General features: G+C 37.3%; 14 protein-coding genes. 8 read left to right on the forward strand and 6 right to left on the reverse strand.

Annotated features, from left to right (window positions below; all coding sequences use genetic code 11):
• Window positions 1-28 precede the first annotated feature (28 nt).
• From glgX to B154_RS0111125, 6 genes are all read left to right on the forward strand, one after another.
• Window positions 29-2,164 (forward strand): glycogen debranching protein GlgX, encoded by a 2,136-nt coding sequence (gene glgX, locus B154_RS0111100; protein WP_033411617.1) that lies wholly within the window; start codon window positions 29-31, stop codon window positions 2,162-2,164.
• Window positions 2,161-4,002: a malto-oligosyltrehalose trehalohydrolase gene (treZ, locus tag B154_RS0111105; protein ID WP_018614228.1), complete on the forward strand. Its 1,842-nt coding sequence runs from the start codon at window positions 2,161-2,163 to the stop codon at window positions 4,000-4,002. The genes glgX and treZ overlap by 4 nt, the downstream gene beginning before the upstream one ends.
• Window positions 3,995-6,715, forward strand: coding sequence for a malto-oligosyltrehalose synthase (gene treY, locus B154_RS33050; RefSeq protein ID WP_018614231.1), 2,721 nt, complete (start codon window positions 3,995-3,997; stop codon window positions 6,713-6,715). The genes treZ and treY overlap by 8 nt, the downstream gene beginning before the upstream one ends.
• Before the next feature lie 3 nt (window positions 6,716-6,718).
• Window positions 6,719-8,227: a 4-alpha-glucanotransferase gene (malQ, locus tag B154_RS33055; RefSeq protein WP_018614233.1), complete on the forward strand. Its 1,509-nt coding sequence runs from the start codon at window positions 6,719-6,721 to the stop codon at window positions 8,225-8,227.
• 189 nt (window positions 8,228-8,416) lie between these two features.
• Window positions 8,417-9,151 carry an SDR family oxidoreductase gene (locus B154_RS0111120; RefSeq protein WP_018614235.1) on the forward strand — a complete coding sequence of 245 codons (735 nt, stop codon included), beginning with the start codon at window positions 8,417-8,419 and terminating at the stop codon, window positions 9,149-9,151.
• Between the two features lie 141 nt (window positions 9,152-9,292).
• On the forward strand, window positions 9,293-10,207 hold the full coding sequence (locus B154_RS0111125) for an SMP-30/gluconolactonase/LRE family protein (protein WP_018614237.1): 915 nt from the start codon (window positions 9,293-9,295) through the stop codon (window positions 10,205-10,207).
• Between the two features lie 19 nt (window positions 10,208-10,226).
• Here B154_RS0111125 and B154_RS0111130 read toward each other — a convergent pair whose 3' ends face one another.
• Window positions 10,227-11,459 (reverse strand): MFS transporter, encoded by a 1,233-nt coding sequence (locus B154_RS0111130; protein ID WP_018614240.1) that lies wholly within the window; start codon window positions 11,457-11,459, stop codon window positions 10,227-10,229.
• A 279-nt stretch (window positions 11,460-11,738) separates the two neighbouring features.
• Here B154_RS0111130 and B154_RS0111135 point away from each other — a divergent pair, with 279 nt between their 5' ends.
• Together B154_RS0111135 and B154_RS0111140 are read left to right on the forward strand one after the other, a co-directional pair.
• The gene (locus tag B154_RS0111135) at window positions 11,739-12,305 is read left to right on the forward strand and encodes a DUF1003 domain-containing protein (protein WP_018614242.1); all 567 of its coding nucleotides are present in this window, start codon (window positions 11,739-11,741) and stop codon (window positions 12,303-12,305) included.
• 34 nt (window positions 12,306-12,339) lie between these two features.
• A complete protein-coding gene (locus B154_RS0111140) occupies window positions 12,340-13,086 on the forward strand; it encodes a Mut7-C RNAse domain-containing protein (protein ID WP_018614243.1) in 747 nt (248 codons plus the stop codon).
• 391 nt (window positions 13,087-13,477) lie between these two features.
• On the opposite strand, the gene B154_RS0111150 is transcribed toward B154_RS0111140, so the two are convergent.
• From B154_RS0111150 to B154_RS0111170, 5 genes are all read right to left on the reverse strand, one after another.
• A complete protein-coding gene (locus B154_RS0111150) occupies window positions 13,478-14,092 on the reverse strand; it encodes a porin family protein (protein ID WP_018614247.1) in 615 nt (204 codons plus the stop codon).
• A 272-nt stretch (window positions 14,093-14,364) separates the two neighbouring features.
• Complete coding sequence (locus B154_RS0111155) at window positions 14,365-17,799, reverse strand: T9SS type A sorting domain-containing protein (RefSeq protein WP_018614248.1); 3,435 nt, start codon at window positions 17,797-17,799, stop codon at window positions 14,365-14,367.
• A 248-nt stretch (window positions 17,800-18,047) separates the two neighbouring features.
• Window positions 18,048-18,875 carry a glycosyltransferase family 2 protein gene (locus B154_RS0111160; RefSeq protein ID WP_018614249.1) on the reverse strand — a complete coding sequence of 276 codons (828 nt, stop codon included), beginning with the start codon at window positions 18,873-18,875 and terminating at the stop codon, window positions 18,048-18,050.
• A gap of 84 nt (window positions 18,876-18,959) precedes the next feature.
• Entirely contained in the window at window positions 18,960-19,553 is a 594-nt protein-coding gene (locus B154_RS0111165; RefSeq protein WP_018614250.1) for an LbetaH domain-containing protein, read from the reverse strand.
• Between the two features lie 35 nt (window positions 19,554-19,588).
• Window positions 19,589-20,797: a glycosyltransferase gene (locus B154_RS0111170; RefSeq protein ID WP_018614251.1), complete on the reverse strand. Its 1,209-nt coding sequence runs from the start codon at window positions 20,795-20,797 to the stop codon at window positions 19,589-19,591.
• Window positions 20,798-20,811: the final 14 nt, after the last annotated feature.

The raw sequence follows: 20,811 nt of genomic DNA on the forward strand, positions 1-20,811 counted from the left end.
TCAACAATTGATCTAAATGTATAACCAGATGAATATTACCGTTTATCCCGGACACCCTTATCCGCTAGGCGCTACTTGGGATGGTAACGGAGTAAATTTTGCGCTGTATGCAGATAATGCAACAGGTATTGAACTATGTCTTTTTGATTCTAATGAAAGCGGTGAAGAAACGGCAAAAATAGAATTGACAGAGCGAACTCACCAGATCTGGCATGTTTACGTTCCTGATCTGAAGCCAGGCCAGCTATATGGGTACAGGGTACATGGTCCTTACGACCCCCAAAATGGTCACCGCTTTAATCCTTTTAAACTATTGATTGATCCGTACGCGAAAGCTATTGCCGGAACGATTGAGTGGCACGACTCTCTTTTTGGTTATATTTTAGGAGCAAATGATGCAGACTTAACATTTAACAGAATAAACAGTGCCCAATTTGTTCCTAAATGCGTTGTTATTGATCCTAACTTCGACTGGGAGGGAGATAAACCACCGAAGACTTCTTATCATAAATCTATTATTTACGAAACACATATTAAAGGGTTTACCCAAACACATCCCGAGATACCAGATGAAATAAAAGGAACATATGCCGCGTTAGCTCACCCTGTTACGATTAAGTATCTCACTGATCTCGGCATCACGGCCTTAGAGCTAATGCCTGTTCATCATTTCATTCGTGACCGGCATCTTGCAGAAAGAAATCTCGCTAACTATTGGGGCTATAATTCCATTGGCTTTTTTGCCCCGGACATCAGGTACTCTAAAGGAGGAGGACATGGAGAACAGGTATCCGAGTTTAAAACTATGGTTAAAGAATTACATAAAGCGGGTATTGAAGTAATACTCGATGTTGTATATAACCATACTGGTGAAGGAAATCATTTGGGACCTACTATTTGTTTTCGCGGTATCGATAATGCATCCTATTACAGGCTTACAGACGACCGTCGTTATTGTATGGATTACACCGGAACGGGTAATACCTTAAATGCGATGATGCCCAATGTGCTCCGGCTAATTATGGATAGCCTACGGTATTGGATTTTGGAGATGCATGTCGACGGATTTCGATTTGATCTTGCCTCTACCCTTGCGCGTGAACTACACGCAGTAGACAGACTAGGATCTTTCTTCGATATCATTCACCAGGATCCGGTTATCTCACAGGTAAAACTTATAGCCGAACCGTGGGATATTGGAGAAGGCGGTTACCAGGTAGGGAAATTTCCGCCGGGTTGGGCTGAGTGGAATGGTAAATACAGGGATTGTCTTCGAGATTACTGGCGTGGTGCAGAGAGTATGTTGGGAGAATTTGCGCAACGCTTTACCGGAAGTCCTGATTTATACCAGAATGACTATCGCAAACCTACTGCAAGTATCAATTTTATTACCGCCCACGATGGCTTTACACTGCACGATCTGGTATCGTATAACGAAAAGCACAATATGGAGAATGGAGAGAATAATAATGATGGAGAAAGCCATAACCGTTCGTGGAATTGCGGTGTAGAAGGACCAACCGATGATCCCGATATTATAGCACTTAGAAACCAACAAAAAAGAAACTTTCTGACCACACTGTTTTTGTCTCAGGGCGTACCGATGATAGTAGCGGGAGATGAATTGGGCAGAACACAAATGGGAAACAATAATGCTTATTGCCAGGACAATGAAATATCGTGGTTGGATTGGGAAAATGCAGATGAGGATTTGTTAGCTTTTACTCAAAAATTAATTCATTTCCGTAAAAATCATCCTGTTTTTCGTCGGCGTGGCTGGTTCCAGGGAGAACCTGTTTTTCATTCCGGGTTGGAAGACATTGCATGGTTTTTACCAAAAGGCACAGAAATGACAGAAGAAAACTGGAGACATGATTTTGCAAAATCCCTCGGCGTTTTCTTAAATGGTTATGGCATAAGATCAAAAGGTCCGAAAGGTGAACATATAATTGATGATAGCTTTTATGTTATTTTCAACGCTTATCATGATGAACTGGAGTATATACTTCCTGAAAAAAAATATGGTAAACAGTGGACTAAAATTTTAGATACTTATGAGAATACGGTAAATAAAATTGAGGGTAGATATTCTGCTAAGGATCCAATTATAGTACAGGGTCGCTCCATTGTTCTGTTAAAACAACAAGATCCTTTATTATTATGAATCAAATAGATGTTAAGAAACGATCGATAGGAATTAATTTTAATAAAGACGGCCTTGCGGAAGTTTCTATATGGGCACCTCTCGCAGAGAATGTTGCTATTGCTGTTAACAAGAAAAATACAATTAAGCTTGTTAAAGATGAGTTGGGCTACTGGACAACACTTACAGATGAGATACAAGCTGGAGATTTATATAAAATTCAATTAGATGAAAAAGAATATCCTGATCCTGCTTCTCTAAGTCAGCCCAATGGTGTACATGATGTTTCAAAAGCCATAAACCTTCGTACTCTTACAGTCAATGATACTGGTTGGAATAATCTTCCTCTTGAAGAGTATGTGATTTATGAACTTCATACTGGCACTTTTACTCCTGAAGGTACTTTTTCAGGTATAGAAAAAAAACTCGATTACCTGAAAGATCTGGGAGTAAATGCTATTGAGATTATGCCTGTCTCACAATTCCCCGGCAGTCGCAATTGGGGATACGACGGTGTTTTCCCATTCGCGGTTCAGGATTCTTATGGAGGTGCGGAAGGTCTCTCGCATCTTGTCCAGGCTTGTCATGAAAAAGGACTTGCTGTAATACTTGATGTCGTATACAACCACCTTGGTCCTGAAGGAAATTATCTGAGTGCTTTTGGCACTTATTTCACCGATAAATACAACACTCCATGGGGTAAGGCTATCAATTTTGATGACACATGGTGCGATGGAGTAAGACAATATTTTATTCAAAATACATTAATGTGGTTTCGCGATTTTCATATTGATGCGCTTCGTATGGATGCAGTTCATGCCATTAAAGATTTTAGTCCTGTACATATTTTGAGGGAGATAAAGCAGCAGGTAAACAGACTGATGGAAGAAACAGGCCGTACACACTACCTTATAGTAGAGTTAGATCTAAATGATAATCGTTTTATAAATCCACTCGAACAACAGGGTTTCGGAATGGATGCTCAGTGGATAGATGAATTTCATCATGCGTTACGGGTAACGGCAGGAGAAAAGAGGAACGGATATTATTCAGACTTTAATGGTTTGAGTCACCTGGCAAAAGCTTATAAAGATGCTTATGTTTTTGATGGCCAATTTTCGCCTCACCGGAAAAAATTTTTTGGTGTAAAAGCAGATAATAATCCTGGAAAACAATTTATTGTTTTTTCTCAAAATCATGATCATGTAGGTAACCGAATGCTCGGTGAACGAACCAGCAAACTAGTTAGTTTAGAAATGCAGAAGTTAATGGCAGGTGCAGTATTGGTGAGCCCTTATTTGCCCATGCTGTTTATGGGAGAAGAATACGGCGAACCACATCCATTCCTGTACTTTGTAAGCCACACTGATACCGACCTTGCAGAAGCAGTAAGAAAAGGACGTAAAGCTGAATTTGCTGCTTTTCATGCAGAGGGTGAAGCACCCGATCCTGTTGCTGAAAGCACGTTTGAAAAGTCAAAGCTGCAGTGGCAACTTGTTAAACAGGAACCTCATGAAACAACGCTGAAGTTTTATAAAACTCTTATTGCACTTCGGAAGCAACAACTGGCGTTAAGTGATCTAAACCGAGATCATCTGGATGTAGAGATTGATGAGTCGAAGCAAACCCTCCTCTTGCATAGGTGGCATGGAAGCGAACATATTTATTGTATAATGAATTTTTCAAAAGAGAAACAAAATCTATCGCTGCCAAAATATAAAAAAGAGTGGCAAAAGCTTTTAGACTCTGCAGATCCTATATGGAATGGCCCGGCTGCTTCCCCCGATATTATTCCTGGCGAATCAACTGTTATGATTCAACCGGAATCTTTTCTAATTTATAAAAATTTTAATGATTAACCCAATCTCTACATATCGACTCCAATTTCATAACAACTTTACATTTACAGATTTTGAAAAGATTATTCCATATCTTATAAAGCTCGGGGTTGCAACTATTTACGCCTCTCCTATTTTTGAGGCGACACCCGGAAGTCTACACGGGTACGACGGAGTAAATCCGCATAAAATAAATCCGGAAATTGGTACAGAAGAACAGCTTACATCTATTAGCGAAAGACTTAAAGAGCATGGAATAAATTGGCTACAGGATATTGTACCTAATCATATGGCCTTTGATCCTACCAATCCATGGTTAAAAGACGTGCTTGAAAAAGGCCAGCGATCTCTATATGCCTCTTTTTTTGATGTTCCATGGACAGGAAAGATATATCACGGCAAAATAATGATTCCGTTTTTAGGCAGTCCTTTAGACGAGGTCATAAAAAATGGAGAGCTTACAATAGATTTTGACGAGCCAGGGTTTGTGCTTAAATATTATGAAAGCGTCTGGCCTATTCGTCTTCGTTCTTATTTTTCCATTCTTCAGGCTGGAGAGGGAGAACCGGTGCAAGCCATTCAACAATTAATTGACCAGATAAAGGAAATACAAAAGGTAGAAGAACCGACAGCTTACACAGAACCGCTGCATGAATTTCAGCTTCAGCTTGCAGCCCTGGCAAAAAATGAGCAAACAAAAGATTACATAGAAAGTTGCTTACAACAGGTGAACCGCGATAAAGAACTGCTTAAGAAGATAGCAGATGAGCAGGTGTACCAGTTGTGTGAATGGCAGAAAACTGATTACCAGATAAACTTTCGCCGCTTCTTTACTGTTAACGGTCTCATTTGCCTGAATATGCAAAATGCAGATGTCTTTCAACATTACCATCAGTATATTAAATACCTCCTGGATCAGGGTATATTTCAAGGCTTGCGAATCGACCATATAGATGGCTTGTATGACCCGACGGGTTACCTGCAACAGTTAAGAGAGCTGGCAGGCGAAGAAACATATATAGTTGTAGAAAAGATACTTGAACCGGGTGAAGATTTACCGGATTACTGGCCCATCGAAGGTAATACGGGTTATGACTTCCTTTCAATGGTTAACAATGTTTTTCCCCAAAGAACCAGTGAAGAACAGTTTACAAAATTCTATACAGAGCTTGTTAATGATGACCAGTCAGCACACCAACAGTTGCACGATAAGAAATCATACATTTTGCATGAAAACATGTCGGGAGAATTAAATAACCTTCATGACCTTTTTATTGAAATGAACCTCGTCGAAAAAGATGAATTGGACAAGGTAGACATGGAATTATTAAAAGAAGCCATTGCAGAATTTTTAATCAGGTGTCCGGTTTATCGCTATTACGGAAACAGGTTACCCCTGACGGAAAAAGAGAGTGATGAAGTACTGAATATATTGATTGGCATACGCAATAGCGGGGCAGAATTGGCTCCGGCTATAGAACTATTAAAGGAAGCTCTTCTTATAAAACCAAAAGAAGAAACTCTTGATTATAATAGCCGCGCTTTGAGATTTTACCAGCGTTGCATGCAATTTACGGGTCCGCTTATGGCTAAAGGAGTTGAAGATACTTTAATGTACACTTACAACAGGTTTATAGGCCATAATGAGGTTGGCGATTCACCTGAAGCCTTTGGCACAAGTCCACAAGAATTTCATCAGCAGATGATTGACCGCCAACAAAAATGGCCTCTTTCTATCAATGGAACTTCTACACATGATACCAAGCGAGGGGAAGACGTTCGCACCCGATTAAATGTACTGACAGACTTGCCCGAAGAATGGTTCGAATCTGTAAAAGAATGGCAAAAGCTTAATAATAACGTTAAACAAAATAATGCCCCTGATGCTAATGATGAATATTTAATTTATCAGACTTTGATAGGAGCATTTCCTATGCCGGGCCAGGAAGATGACGATTTTAAAACACGCATCCAGGAATATCTCCAAAAAGCACTTCGCGAAGCAAAAACACATTCGAACTGGACAACACCGAATGAAGAATATGAAAATGCTGCCAAAGAATTTGCTGTTCGTTTATTAGATTCTGATCAACCTTTTTGGTCAAATTTTGAAAAATTACATAAAAAAGTTGCTGATTTTGGCATTATAAATTCTTTAGCTCAAGTGATGCTAAAGTTTACCTGCCCAGGTATTCCCGATGTGTACCAGGGAACAGAACTGTGGGACTTTAGCCTTGTCGATCCGGATAATCGCAGACCTGTTAACTATGGTGAGCGGCAGCGATTGATGGAGGAACTGGAAGCGCAGGCAGACGAGCAACACGAGAACCTGATGTATCACTTATGGGAAAACAGGTACAACGGAAAAATTAAGCTTTGGCTCGTACATAAGTTATTAAAAGAGCGGAAACAAAATGCTCAGCTGTTTAGTAAAGGAGATTATGTTCCACTTGTTGTAGAAGGCGAATTAAAAGAAAATGTTTTGGCATTTGCAAGAAAATATCAGCAAACCTGGTATGTAATTGCTGTACCACTTCATCTTGCATCTGTAAGTACTCAGCAGGGAAAAGAAGCATTCTCTATCAACTGGTATAATACCAGACTTATTTTACCTGCAGAAGCGCCTTCAGCTTATGAGCATTTATTTAGCAAAACAAAAGGAAATCACGAAAAAGGAATTGCTGTAAAAGAAATCTTTAAAAGTCTGCCGCTGGCAGTTCTCAAATTACAATAAACTATGACGGAAAACAAACGTGCCGCCGGTATTTTACTGCACATTTCTTCACTGCCTTCAGCTTTTGGTATTGGCGACATGGGACCTGAAGCAATACTATTTGCAGATTTTTTAAATCGTAGCAAACAAAAATACTGGCAGCTATTACCACTAAACCCTACCGAGCAGGGACAAGGCCATTCACCCTACAGCTCTATCTCAAGCCGGGCAGGAAACATTTTGCTTATTAGCCCCAAGGTATTAGCAAAAGATGGTTTGCTGGATACGAAAGAGCTTGAGCAGTATTACCTTCCGCAGGAGGGGAAAACACTGTTTAATGAAGTAGAACGTATAAAAGCTGAAATTTTTGAAAAAGCATGGCAAAATTATCAGCAGGGCAAGGGACATCAATTTAAAAAGGACTTTGAAAAGTTCTGCGAAAAAGAAGCTCACTGGCTAGATGACTTCGCTTTATATATGGTTTTAAAGCAGGAAAATGGAGGCAAACCCTGGTTTGAATGGCCCGAGGAGTTTAAACTACGGGATAAAAAAGCATTACACACATTAGTATCTGAAAATAAGGAAGCCATTAAAAAAATAAAATGGCTACAATTCATTTTTTCGAAACAATGGAAGGATTTAAAAGCTTATTGTAATAATAAAGGCATTCATTTTTTTGGAGACTTGCCTTTTTACATCAGTTATGATTCAGTAGATGTATGGTCAAATAGACATCTCTTTAGTCTGGATGAAGAAGGAAACATGATTGGAATGGCCGGCGTTCCTCCTGATGCATTTAGCGACGATGGGCAGTTATGGGGCATGCCGGTATTTCGATGGGATGTACTTAAAAAGCACCACTACGACTGGTGGATAGGACGTTTTAAAAAGAATATAGAGCTTTTTGACTTATTGCGTCTTGATCATTTTCGCGCATTTGCCGATTATTGGGAAGTTCCTGCAAATGAAAAAACAGCAAAAAATGGTAAGTGGAAACCAGGCCCTGGGGCAGACTTTTTTCGTGCAGTAAAAAAAGCGTTAGGAGATTTACCATTTATAGCAGAGGACCTCGGCGAAATAAATGATGCTGTTTACGAACTTCGGGACGAATTTGATTTTCCGGGAATGAAGGTTTTGATGTTCGCCTTTGGTGATGATATGCCTAAATCGCCTCACATACCTCATAATTATTCTGAAAACTTTATTGCCTACACAGGCACACATGATAACAATACAATGCGCGGATGGTACCGCCAGGAGGGTAACAAGTATCACCACCAAATTGAGCAGTATGTTGGAAAGCAATTAACAGAAGATGACATTCATATAGAAATGGCTCGTCTTGCATATGCATCTGTTGCCAACATTGCCATATTACCCATACAAGATGTGCTAGGAATAGATGAACTGGGACGTATTAACACGCCGGCATCAGGTGAAAACAATTGGGAATGGCGACTTATTCCCCACCAGGTGACTATCGATGCAGAGAATCGGCTTAGAGAATGGACAATAATGTATAACAGAGATTAAGGTATTAGATGGACTAACAGATGACCGTTGACAAAACAGTTGAATAACGAAAGTTAAATGGCAGGAGATGATCATAGATGAAAGCCAATAATCAATATTAATATGGGTTATTGGCTTTTCTTATCAACCAACTTTTTAAAGCATTAATGCGAATTTTGACTTTTTATTTTTGAGCTTAAAATATTCTAAATGCAAACTACAGGAAATACAATACTTATTACCGGAGGTACATCAGGAATTGGATTAGCCTTCGCGAAAGAATTTTTGAAGTTAGGCAATAAAGTGATTATCTGCGGACGCAGAAAAAATAGGTTAGAAGAAATACAACACCAACAAAAAGAAATTGTTACGCGCGTTTGTGACGTAGCAAAAACAAAGGACCGTGAAGAACTTGCCGCATGGGTCGTTACTAACTTTCCCGATGTGAATGTTCTGATCAATAATGCAGGCGTTCAATTATTAACGGACCTTACAAAACCCGTAGACCTTACGAGGGTAAACAATGAAGTCGAAACAAACCTTACTGCACCAATACATCTTTCTTCATTGTTTGCTCAACATCTTTCTACAAAAAAAGAAGCTGCAATTATTAATATTTCGTCAGGGTTGGCTTTTGTACCCTTGTCTTTTATGCCTGTTTATTGTGCTACAAAAGCGGCTATTCATTCAATAACATTATCACTGCGCCATCAATTAAAAAATACTTCAATAAAAGTATTTGAGATAGCGCCACCGGCGGTGGATACAGAATTGGGAAGCGACAGACGCGAGGATAAAACACTATCTCATGGAGGTCTGCCTGTAGATAAATTTATGGAAGAAGCAATGGAGGCAATTAAAAACGACATACTGGAAGCGCCAATTGCCGGCGCAAAAAATTCACGTGAAAAAAGAGAAGTATTATTTGATATTATGAACCCATGAAACAAAAGCATCAGGAATCAATTAATATGTATTAAAATAGTGGTTTATTACCCTATAAGATTTTTTATTCCCATTTATGCTTGTCTGCACTTTAAAAAGTAATTTCAATAATTCATCCGTTTCTTGTTTCAAAATTGTCAAATGAAAAAAAAAATTATTAAGTATTTATTTATTCTTCTCATAGCTACTCCTTCAGCCGGTTATTGTTTTCAAAATAATGACACCACTCCAAGCAGCATCATTGCAAAAGGAGCATCGCCGAAACTCATTTCAAACAGGTTTAAGTTTACAGAAGGGCCAGCAGTTGATAAGTACGGAAATGTATTTTTTACAGATCAGCCAAATGATCAAATATGGAAGTATAGTACGGATGGAAAACTTTCTCTCTTTTTTGAAAAAATGGGCAGATCTAATGGATTGTATTTTGATAAAAAAGGCAATTTAATTTCTTGCGCTGATGAAAAAAACGAATTGTGGTCTATCACTCCCACTGGTAAAACCACCGTTTTACTAAGCGATTATAAAGGGCAATTATTTAACGGGCCAAATGACTTGTGGATACATCCCAATGGAGGAATATATTTCACTGACCCTTTATACAAACGCGATTACTGGACGAGACAGGGCCCGCGTATAAAAAAAGAAATGGTATATTTTCTTCCTGCAAATAAAAAAGAAGCTATTGTAGTTGATTCCAGTCTTCAAAAGCCAAACGGAATTATCGGAACACCCGATGGCACACTTCTGTACGTTGCAGATATACAAGGCAACAAGACTTACAAATTCGCAATTAATCCTGATGGGTCATTACAAGAGCCGCAGCTATTTATCGAACAGGGCTCCGACGGTATGACAATCGACAACAAAGGCAACATTTATCTGACCGGAAAGGGAGTAACCGTATATAATGCCGAAGGTAAACAGGTTGAACATATAGATATACCTGCGCCATGGACAGCCAATGTTTGTTTTGGAGGAAAGAATAGAGATAAACTATTTATTACAGCATCGGAATCTGTTTATGTATTAGATATGCAGGTACATGGTGTTCAATAAGTAGCGCAAAAAATAAAATTTATTCTTTTACTTCAGCCTCCACAGCTTTTTTCTTTCTTACAAGGGGTATAAAGAATAATATTGTCACTATACCTGCTAAACCCTCAATGAGTACTGTATGAGGTGCGGTTATATAATGAGCTGAAAAACCTATCAGAAAGCTTCCGATAGGTTGCATACCCTGGAAAGCCATTACGTAGTAACTGATAACTCTTCCCCTCATTTTCTCATCTACATTGGTTTGAATGTAAGTGTTGGTTGCAGCTATTTGCGCAAGCATACCACTTTCACCCAGCATAAGTAAAAATAACGCTAATGGAAAATAAGAGGTGAAAGAAAATAGTGCTAAACTTACCGACATCAAGAGGCTGGAGTAGACGATAATTTTCGGCAAACTTCTTCCGGGTTTAAGATTGGTCATAAATATTGCGCCCATCAGCGCACCTAATCCTGAAATACTGTTCAACCAGCTGTAAGTAGTAACATCTCCCTTAAAAACCGTCTTTGCATATACAGGCAGCAAGGTCGAGTAAGGCATTACTAAAAAACTGGTAAGCGCCATTAAAAGTATAGCTAAACGAATTCCCCTGTGATGCTTCAGGTAATTATATCCCTCAACCAATCCTTCCCAAATGTTTTCCTGTTGCTTTTTTCTTTCCGGTATTTTCAACTTCATCAGCAAAAGCGAAACAATTACTGCAATAAAACTTAAAAAATTAATCAGGAAACAAATTGATTCTCCAAAGCTGCTAAGTAAGATTCCCGCTGCTGCAGGCCCTAACAGGCGAGCCAGTGTTACCATAGAAGAGTTAAGGGCAATAGCATTTGGCAAATCGCTTTTATCATCTATTAAAACAATCATAAGAGCCTGTCGTGCAGGTGTATCAAATGCATTGATAACGCCAAGTACAACGCTTAAAAAAATAATACCGGGAATATTGTAAAAGCCTTTCATTACCATTAGCGTTAGCACACCAGCCTGTAACATAGCTGCTATCTGTGTTCTTAATAATATTCTATAACGGCTGTGACGATCAGTAAAAGCACCTGCATAGGGAGAAAGCAACATAACAGGTATCTGACCCGCAAACCCAACAACGCCAAGCATTAAAGCAGAATGTGTAACAGAATAAACAAGCCAGCTTACTGCTATGCGTTGCATCCAGGTGCCGATAAGAGAAATGGCCTGGCCGGAAAAATATAACCGGAAATTATAGTATTGTAATGCTCGCAGAGAAAGGGGTAAATTCATTTAAGGTATTTTATTCACAGCATTCCATATAAAGATGACATTATCTCTTTTATCGCAAACAGCATGCAGATATTGCAAAAGAATAAATACAATTTTTGAGACCGGCAAAACTACGCTTATTCAACATCAGGAACCATTAGATAAGTTTTTAATTCAGTTTCACTAAATTCCATATTTATTATTCCAAATACTACAAGAGCAAGTAGTTACAGCTTACAATTTCATCCTTATTATAACCTGATTTTAAACAATCTATTGATCTAGTTGTAAATTTAGAATATGAGTAATGAAGATAAGCTATCAAGGTCTACTGAGGATGTTTCGGAGATTGCAGGAGTAATGGAACGCAATATCAGGGAGCTAATTAAACTTCGTCAACAGGAAGAAAAAGAAAAGACTTCTGATGAACACATCGCTGATAAAATAACGTCATTTACCGGAAGTATGTCATTTGTGTATATTCACATTATAATTTTTGGTTTATGGATTATTTATAATGTCGGATTACTCGGTATTAAACCCATAGATCCTTCTTTCACCGGATTAATGATATTGGCTTCTGTCGAGGCAATTTTCTTATCGACCTTTGTTCTTATCCGTCAGAATCGTATGAATCAATTGGCTGACAAACGGGCAAATTTAGATCTGCAGGTAAGCTTACTTGCAGAGCATGAAATAACACGATTAATTACATTGGTCACGGCCATTGCTCATAAACTTAATATAAAGGAAGCTGACGATCCGGAAATTAATGAGCTTACCCGCTATGTTAACCCTCAACAAGTGCTGGAAACGATAGACAAACACAAAAAGGAAAGCATAAAAGACGGAGGTATAGAATATTGAAACATAATGTAATACTCAGAGTGCGAATAGCTATATGATTCAAAGTGCGGTTTTTCAATTCTTCCTAACGCTGAACGATTTTCTTCCAGCAACTAATAAATACAAACCTTTTAGGTATAATTTTAAAGGAACTCCTGCAATTAAAGATGCTATTGAGGCTATTGGCATTCCACATACTGAAGTAGATTTTATTATTGTAAATGGTTCGCCGGTAAACTTTACATTTAAGCTTACTAATAATGATACCGTTGAGGTTTATCCTGCAAACGCAAACACACCATTTGTAAAAAGTCATTCGCTCTCACCTACTCTTAATTACCCAATAACCTTTGTTGCAGACGTACAGGTTGGAAGATTGGCAAGAGCCCTAAGAATACTTGGATTCGATACATTATACAAAAATGACTTTTCTGATAAATTTATCGTTGAGATTGCAGAAATAGAGCAACGAGTTGTTTTGACGCGTGACATAGGCTTATTAAAGCACAAATCAATAAAATGGGGTTATTGGTTGCGGTCGCAAACGGTGGAAAAGCAACTGCAAGAGGTTGTAAACCGCTTCAACCTTTTACCAGAAGTCTCACTTTTTCAAAGATGCCTGTCATGCAATGGGGAAATAAAGAAAGTTGAAAAAGAAAGTGTTTTAAAAGAACTTCCTCCTAAAACTATTCAATTTTTCGACGATTTTTTTCAGTGCTCCCGCTGTAAAAAAATTTACTGGAAAGGGTCTCACTACGAGCATATGCTCGAGATGGTAAAAAGAAATCTCAGTATGGACTAATCGAAGATGGAATTTTTAAAAAAAAATAAAGTGAAAGACATGAAATGAATTATGAAGGCTTTGAGACCAAAAGACTAAAACAATCTACAGTTAAAAAGAAAAAGAGTAAAGGGAAAATGAAACAGAGAAGGAAATATTTGTAGAGGAGAAGGCTGCGAAAACAGCATTAAAAGGAGGAATATAAGATTCGGGTAAATGAAAATTAAAAGTCAAGCGGTGGGAACCGCATGTAGAAATATTTTAAAATTAGCTTGGTAACTGACTTTTAGGAAATAAAACAATCGGAGGTGTATTTTGGAAATTGAAAAAAAATTGGAGATTAAATAATGTCGTTTCACTTTGATTTTTTACAGGTTAAAAAAATGGAAGTTGAAAGCTAGTGTAATCTTTTTTAGAATCTTATACCTGCCGTTAGAGTTATTACCTCATACTTAAATTCTTTCACATTAGATCGCTGGCCGATGCCGATATGATTAAAACCTTGCAAGTACCGGGCAGAAAGAATAAAATTTGCTTTTGGTCGAACATCAAACCCTACCGCCCCCGCCACACTACGTTCTTCCGTATCATGAGTTATGTTACTATTGATTCCATCTTTATACGACTGAGCATGTATTAATAGTTCCGGCTGAGGCCCAACGACCATGGAAAAGCGGGAAGATAGATAATAATTCAGCAGAATGGGCATAGCAAAATAATCAGCGGTGTACTGCAAACCTGTACTTTCATCGGCACTTCTTCTTCTTGTGTAAATATATTCCGGTTGTAAAAAAAGCTTTTGAGCCAATGGCACCTGAACCAGAAAACCCATTGTTATTCCACTTTTCCAGTTAGCTTTAACAGGAACAGAAGGTGTTGGAACACCCTTATTAAAATTCATATTTGATGCATCTACTCCTATCAAAAAACCAAATCGTTTAGATACTTGATAATTCTTTTGTGCAAACGACGGTTTGTAATTAGTTAAAAAAATAATTATTAATAATAATTTTACTCCGGCACTCATAATTGTTTATTCGTTAGCTAAAGTGAACGAAGTAATAATATTTTTATTATACTAGGGCTTTATTAATATAATTATCTTAAAATTAAATTATGAAGATAGGAACTCAAGTTATGTAACACCTTGCTTTTCCTCAGAGTCATCTTATAGCCCCGTCCTTTGTTATAAAATTTAATTTTACAACTTTCTTATTAATCTCTTTAATAAATAAAATAACATCTGGAAATGTATGGACAGGTTTAAGTTATTGTCGACTTAAAACTTTAAGAAAAATCCTATTTCAATAATCGTTTGTTAAAATAGGAGCCATCTCCTGTTATCTGCAAATTATATGTTCCGGAGGAAAAATTAGGATTAAAAGGAATTGACTGGCTAGCTGAACCGCCTAAATGAGTAAGGGTTTTTGTATAAATAGTTTGTCCATTGCTGCTTATCAATTTAATAAGATATATTCCTTTAGAAATATTATTGAACTTAACAGTAAGGTAATTATCGGTAACAGGATTTGGATACACATTAAAATTTCCTTTTTCTTCCTTGAGTTTGAGCTTTAATATTTTACTGTATCTGTTAATTCCTGTTTGGTCTCCCGTTTTAATCTCATAATAATTATTTCTTTTTTTTAAATTCATGCCAACCCTTTTAGAATCAATATTTGAAAAGCTTTGAGCAACTTCAGGTTTGGTGCCTGTCTTTATAACATTGGATTTAGAAGTAGTTGCAATACTTGTACTTGTATCGGCATTTAAGGATTGAATAGAACTGGTAGATTTAGTTGCAACAAAACGCATTTCATCCAAGTCTATTTTTTTTCCGAATATATTACCAGATGGAACATACTTAAAACTCAATCTCATTGTTTTAGGATTGTGTATATTAGCAGCGGCATCAAAAGATTTAATAATTACAGCGGGATACTTTGCATAAGTAACTTTTATTGCACCATTAGTTAACTTAATATCAAGCGGTTGAAATTCAGCCAAAATATTCTCCATCTTATCACTATCCCCTGAACTCACTAAAATATTATTGGCATAGATGCTTACAGTCCAGTTGTTAAAATTAATTTTTGTATAAAATCTAACGAGTATTTTATCAAAATTGTCTAAAACATCAAAATAAAGCATGGCATTATCGGTGTTTGGCATATTCCCCTCATAGCTTATTTTTCCTGATAAATCCCAGGAAGATAAATTTGTATTTGAGCCTAAATCCCTTCTGATCGAGTGACTTATGTTATTTGACCATGCAACCCACAAATCAGGAGACTTTCTTTTATCGTAGGTTTTTATGTTTGTTCGGGCAATCCAGGTTTTTATATTATTCTCAGTAGGATTTCTTGTCCATCCTGCTGTATTATCTTCAAGAATTTTATTGAAGGGCAACCCAGCCATTAAATCTATGCCTGGTAGTAAAGGTGTTATACTCGTTAAAAATGAATCTGATAGTAGACATGATTGCTCCTGTATAGTCTCAATCCCTGATATCTTCCATCTATGGACACCACCATGATGGCTTTCATCATTATGGTAAAGATAATAATTGTTTCCAACTTTTACCATTGCAGGAGAAAAAGCATTACCCGCCATCATTGCTGCTGCTTCTTGTCCTTTTACTTCAGGTCCAGTGACACCAAATTGACCTACAAATAAACCGTTATCATACACATGGTTCCATTTATTTGTCTGGCTTTGTTTCCAAAATTCTCCGTTATATCCCCATACTATGTTCCTATCAAATGCCAAAGCTACGTTTCCGGCATATTGGACACCATTACCTTTATCAAAATATCCATCTGGAGGAAATGCCCCTTCATATTCTTTATGGGTTGTCATAGCTGTTTTCCACTTCCATTTGGCACTACCAGTTTTTATACCACCCAAAGCGTAGCCCGAGTCACCTCCTCCATTAAATGCTATAACAATATTTGATGAAGTTATTGGTATAGGTAAAGGGTACGCACTACCTGGAATAAGAGACCGGTCGCTGGTCGAAGCAAGCGAGATTGGCGGCCCCCATACTGGATTATTTGAATTATCAAACCCTGTCAAAGTCTGTTTATACCAACTGATACCGGCAGCTGTAACTAAATAGCTTCTTAAAGATCCATCACTATATATCTGTTTGTCACTATTTTGGTCAAATTTGATTCCTGTAAACCTTATTTGTCCAGTAGCGGGCAGCTCTACCACTACAGGTGTATTTGTTGTTTCATCTCTTCTTAAGGCATAAGTTCTGCCATTACTAAGCGTTGTAACTGACTGTAGAATTCGGGTAAAAGAGCCAAAATATTTAGGCGGAATTGCAGCCATCCAATTCTTAACCAGTTTCCATGAGCCGTTATTTGCGCCAACCGGCTTTGAATAATCTACCGCAAATTCCAAATAACCGGCAATTACACGGGAAGGTTTGTTAGGATCAGCATAAACACTATAGATTGTGGGTAAATACATTATTCTATTGATGAAAGTTCTGTCGGCAGAATAATGCTGCATTCTGAAATTCCCCGTATCACCTACCCAAAAGGAGCCGTTAGGTTCAAAGCATATAAAGGTGCTGTTAATTACTGTATTTAGGTCACTAAAATAAAATCTGTTATTTAAAACTGTTGCATCATTTTTATATCCTCCTAATTGCCCATACGTCCATAAAGAAGATCCGTTGGAATTATTAAACGCTTTTAATTGTTGACTTGTTCCGGCATCGGCTACTACTACTGTTTTGTTATCTGGCGAAACAGCTATTGCTAAAGGGTTAATTAATCCTGAAATTCTTACAATGGCTGATGATAAATAACCTTTACTATTAACTGTATATTTTGATACTGTGTTAGCTCCACTAATAACCCAAAGGTTGTCATTACCATCTATAGCTAATCCTCGGGGGGACGTAAAAGATATAATTTGCGCTAAAGCACCTGTAGATTTGTTAAGTACATGAATTTGATTTAAAACTTTATGGGATACAAATAAATAATCATGATTTTTCTGGACTGCCAAACCTGTAATTGTGGCGTTGTCATTATTTAAATAATCAATAACACTCTTATAAGTTATTCCATATGTCATTTTAAGTGTACTTCCTGATGAAAAAAGTGCTTCAACACCTCCATTGATTTTAGTTGCAAAGACAAAATGATTAGATGGCTTAAAGGGATCATATCCTGCCCAATATACATTTACTCCGTCGGTAGTATTGTAATATGTAGATTGATTTGTAGAATGTTCTCCAAAAACTTCTTTTTTTTGTTGAGGGGTTGCTAAACTAAATTTAATTTGACTTGAATGGCCTTCAGCATAACCGGCGCCACAAAAGGCAGTATTCCCAGAAATAGCCATGCACTTTATAATGTCATTACTATGATATACAGTGCTGCCTGTCATGCTATCTGAAGTGTTACCAATAACGCCTTCCCACTTATAGCTAACATTATTAGATAGTACTTTTGCAATATAATTTCCAACAGGAACATTATTTCTATTGTCATCAGTACCGTCCCAGTTAATTTTATAGGTTCCCGCGTTATAATTTACACCACTCCAAAGCGTCCTAATTAATGTTCCATCAGTCTTATATATCCCGGCACTGGTTTTGGCACTATTATTTAAAATAAAGGAAAAAGACTTGTTGATTTGCTGACTTAATACCAAGGTTGATGTTGTAAGAAATAGAATTGAATATACCAATATCGATAATTTCTTGTGATACATCTTTATCAGAATTAATTTATCTACTATTTAAATGTAACCTATATTCTATAAAAAATCCTATCTTACTATTTATTTTTCCATTATTATAATGAGATGTTGTAAAGCAATTAATTAGTGTAGTAATAAATGAATGGAAGACAAGTAAGATGATTCATCACAAAACCTGAGTTGAACATTTGCGACACTAATATTTCTCAGTATCACTGTATTTTCACATGTAAACATAAAGTTCATAAACTATTTCTTCCTTAGATATTAGTTTTGAAATTATACCCGTTCTTTATTTCCCTCATTTTAATTTGAATAAGAAACTCGTAGTACCCCATATTAACGCAATAAATAAAACCAGGTAGTCCTTCAAGAAAACCAGCTCTTATAAAATAGGTGTAGAAGAAGCGAAAAAAAGGCCACATCGGTAATTTGCTAAGCCAACATTTTAAGGCAGGGTTACGAACACTTTCATGCCGATGAAAAATATTCTTGAAAGGAGGACAATTATTAATTCGTGCTAAAGCTTCGTTCGTGGAATATAAGTTGTGACGGTCAATCCAATTCATCCACCCTTTAGAAAAACCAAAGTGCAAATAGGGCTCTTTTATATATTCCATTTTTCCAATTATATTTTTTTCTTTCTGACCGTGACCAAAATCGGTAAACCTTGCTCTGCCTTTGCGCATGAGTCTGAACTGCCATTTAGGAAAATTATCAGAATGCTTAAGCCACTTTCCTTCAAGCATCATCTTCCAACAACAATAAAAGCCTGCAGTGTCCTCAGCTGCATTTTCTATTGCATATATCATTGCATCTTTAAATTTATTCGATACCACTTCGTCAGCGTCAAGAAAAAGAATCCAGCTATGCTTTGTATTGATATTATCTAATGCAAAATTTCGTTGTTTTCCAAAACTAATAAAAGGATTGGTTACAACTTTAGCACCATAGGTTACTGCAATTTGTATTGTTTGGTCTGTACTGTTTGAGTCAAGTACATGAATATCATCGCACCAGATAAGAGAATTTAAACAATTAGGAAGATCTCGTTCTTCGTTTTTAGTAAGAATGATAACTGAAATCATGAAAAGACAAATAGGTGTGCATTGGCAGGATATATAGATAGGGGATTCCTGCTGTTAACAATAAAAATTTAAAAATTTTGCTATCTAATGAGCTTTAAGAGGAAAACGTCTATCGTTAATATTTGAAGGCATAGGAAAATTATCAATCCTTCTTTCCTTAATTGGTTCGCAGGGGTGTCCTGCACATACGGTCCAATCCGGCATATCCTTAGTTACGACAGACCGCGCTCCTATCACACATCCTACCCCTATTTTAACACCGGGGTGTACAAAAGCTTCTGCAGCTACCCATGCATAGTCACCAATAGATATTGGTTTAGTAACAAGGGGAAAGCCAATCTTAGTATAATCATGAGTTCCTCCACAAAGGTTAACTCCTTGAGAAATAACAGCACGACGACCTATTGTAATTTTTCCCTGCGAATAAAGAATTGCGCCGTTAGCTATTCCACACTCATCTTCAAGCACTAAATTCCAGGGAGCCCATATCTTAACTGCAGGATAAACATGAACCCCTTTACCCACCTTTGCTCCCAATATTTTAAGTAGTAACGAACGCCACCCATAAAATGGTATAGGTGAAAATCTAAAAAAAACATTTACCACGCCCCACAAAACGCGTCCTACTCTATTACGTAACGAAAAAGAAGGACCGGTAAAAGTATCCTGGTTATGCATGCATTATTATTACATCTTAAATATACAAATGAAATTTAACAAATATGGGCTGAAGTTATAGCTTCAAATAATCTCTTTGTGGCCGGAGTTATTGCAAAATGTTTTTGGTATAGCGCCCTGGCCTGATTTCCCATTTGTGCTTTCTCATTTTCATTCATCAACAACAACATTTGTATTAAACCTATTACTCCATCTTCTGAATCTGCTGCAACTAAACCTGCCCCCGCTTCTTTAATTTCCTGCCAGATATTTACCTGGTCTGTTATTAACACTGGTTTGCCACAGGCTAATGCCTCTATGACGGCAATTCCAAAGTTTTCCTGATGACTAGGAAGTACGAATGCTACACAGCCATAAAATGCTCCCCACTTAGAATAGCCATTAACAATGCCGGTAAAAAATATGTGATCTGTAAGAGATGCATCTAAAACCATTTGTTGCATTTGCTTGCCATAAGCAGTTTCTAAACCTGGTCCTGCAATAACAAGTTTAGGTATAGAACCGGATTTGTTAAGGGCTTTTTTATAAGCCTGAATGAGGATATCAACCCCCTTTTTATCATCAATACGACTTAAAAAAAGTATATAAGGATTGTTTCTAATTTTAGGACATTGTTGAATAAAGGCTTGTTGGATAGCAGTGGTATAACAAGGAGGCTCTTCCGTTCCTAAACCCACTACCAATTCTCTTTTAGGCTTATAAGGAGAAAAGGGTTCCCGGGCAAGTTGTTGCTCTGTTAAGGAGGTAAATAACAGAGCATCTGCTTCATTTACTAGCTTATGTTCAGCAAGTTTCCAAAAAATCTGATTTCGCAAAGCTTTTAATTTTCTTCCCGGAGCTTTTTGAAAATAAGGATCTAACATGCCATGAGGCATAACGAAAAGTTTCGGGAAATTTCTTCTTTGCTTATTTAATTTGCTTTCTGCTTTAAGTTGAAGTAATACTCTATACGTAGCATAACTATTATAAAGCCAAAGGCCATGAACAATTACTGTATCAAACCGGGTTAAATTTGCTTTAAGCCAATAACTCAACTTCTTACTATAATTCCATGGTCCTCTCCCCGGTCCTAAAGCATACACAATTGATTTTTCATCAACGAGAAAAGGGGCATCCGGAGCATCAAGGCAAGCTATTTCATTTTGTATACCTAATCTGGTTAGACCTGCTACCATTGTTCTTACAGCTTGGCCAACCCCACCCATTTTAGGATCCATTTCTGAAATTATATGTAAAACCCTCATTACTAAAAAAAATT

Source organism: Segetibacter koreensis DSM 18137 (assembly GCF_000374045.1).
Lineage (GTDB): Bacteria > Bacteroidota > Bacteroidia > Chitinophagales > Chitinophagaceae > Segetibacter > Segetibacter koreensis.

Excerpts from the sequence above, each read along its gene's own strand:
- glgX (WP_033411617.1), top strand. The coding sequence starts at position 29 with ATGAATATTACCGTTTATCCCGGACACCCTTATCCGCTAGGCGCTACT.
- treZ (WP_018614228.1), top strand. The coding sequence starts at position 2,161 with ATGAATCAAATAGATGTTAAGAAACGATCGATAGGAATTAATTTTAAT.
- treY (WP_018614231.1), top strand. The coding sequence starts at position 3,995 with ATGATTAACCCAATCTCTACATATCGACTCCAATTTCATAACAACTTT.
- malQ (WP_018614233.1), top strand. The coding sequence starts at position 6,719 with ATGACGGAAAACAAACGTGCCGCCGGTATTTTACTGCACATTTCTTCA.
- B154_RS0111120 (WP_018614235.1), top strand. The coding sequence starts at position 8,417 with ATGCAAACTACAGGAAATACAATACTTATTACCGGAGGTACATCAGGA.
- B154_RS0111125 (WP_018614237.1), top strand. The coding sequence starts at position 9,293 with ATGAAAAAAAAAATTATTAAGTATTTATTTATTCTTCTCATAGCTACT.
- B154_RS0111130 (WP_018614240.1), bottom strand. The coding sequence starts at position 11,459 with ATGAATTTACCCCTTTCTCTGCGAGCATTACAATACTATAATTTCCGG.
- B154_RS0111135 (WP_018614242.1), top strand. The coding sequence starts at position 11,739 with ATGAGTAATGAAGATAAGCTATCAAGGTCTACTGAGGATGTTTCGGAG.
- B154_RS0111140 (WP_018614243.1), top strand. The coding sequence starts at position 12,340 with ATGATTCAAAGTGCGGTTTTTCAATTCTTCCTAACGCTGAACGATTTT.
- B154_RS0111150 (WP_018614247.1), bottom strand. The coding sequence starts at position 14,092 with ATGAGTGCCGGAGTAAAATTATTATTAATAATTATTTTTTTAACTAAT.
- B154_RS0111155 (WP_018614248.1), bottom strand. The coding sequence starts at position 17,799 with ATGTATCACAAGAAATTATCGATATTGGTATATTCAATTCTATTTCTT.
- B154_RS0111160 (WP_018614249.1), bottom strand. The coding sequence starts at position 18,875 with ATGATTTCAGTTATCATTCTTACTAAAAACGAAGAACGAGATCTTCCT.
- B154_RS0111165 (WP_018614250.1), bottom strand. The coding sequence starts at position 19,553 with ATGCATAACCAGGATACTTTTACCGGTCCTTCTTTTTCGTTACGTAAT.
- B154_RS0111170 (WP_018614251.1), bottom strand. The coding sequence starts at position 20,797 with ATGAGGGTTTTACATATAATTTCAGAAATGGATCCTAAAATGGGTGGG.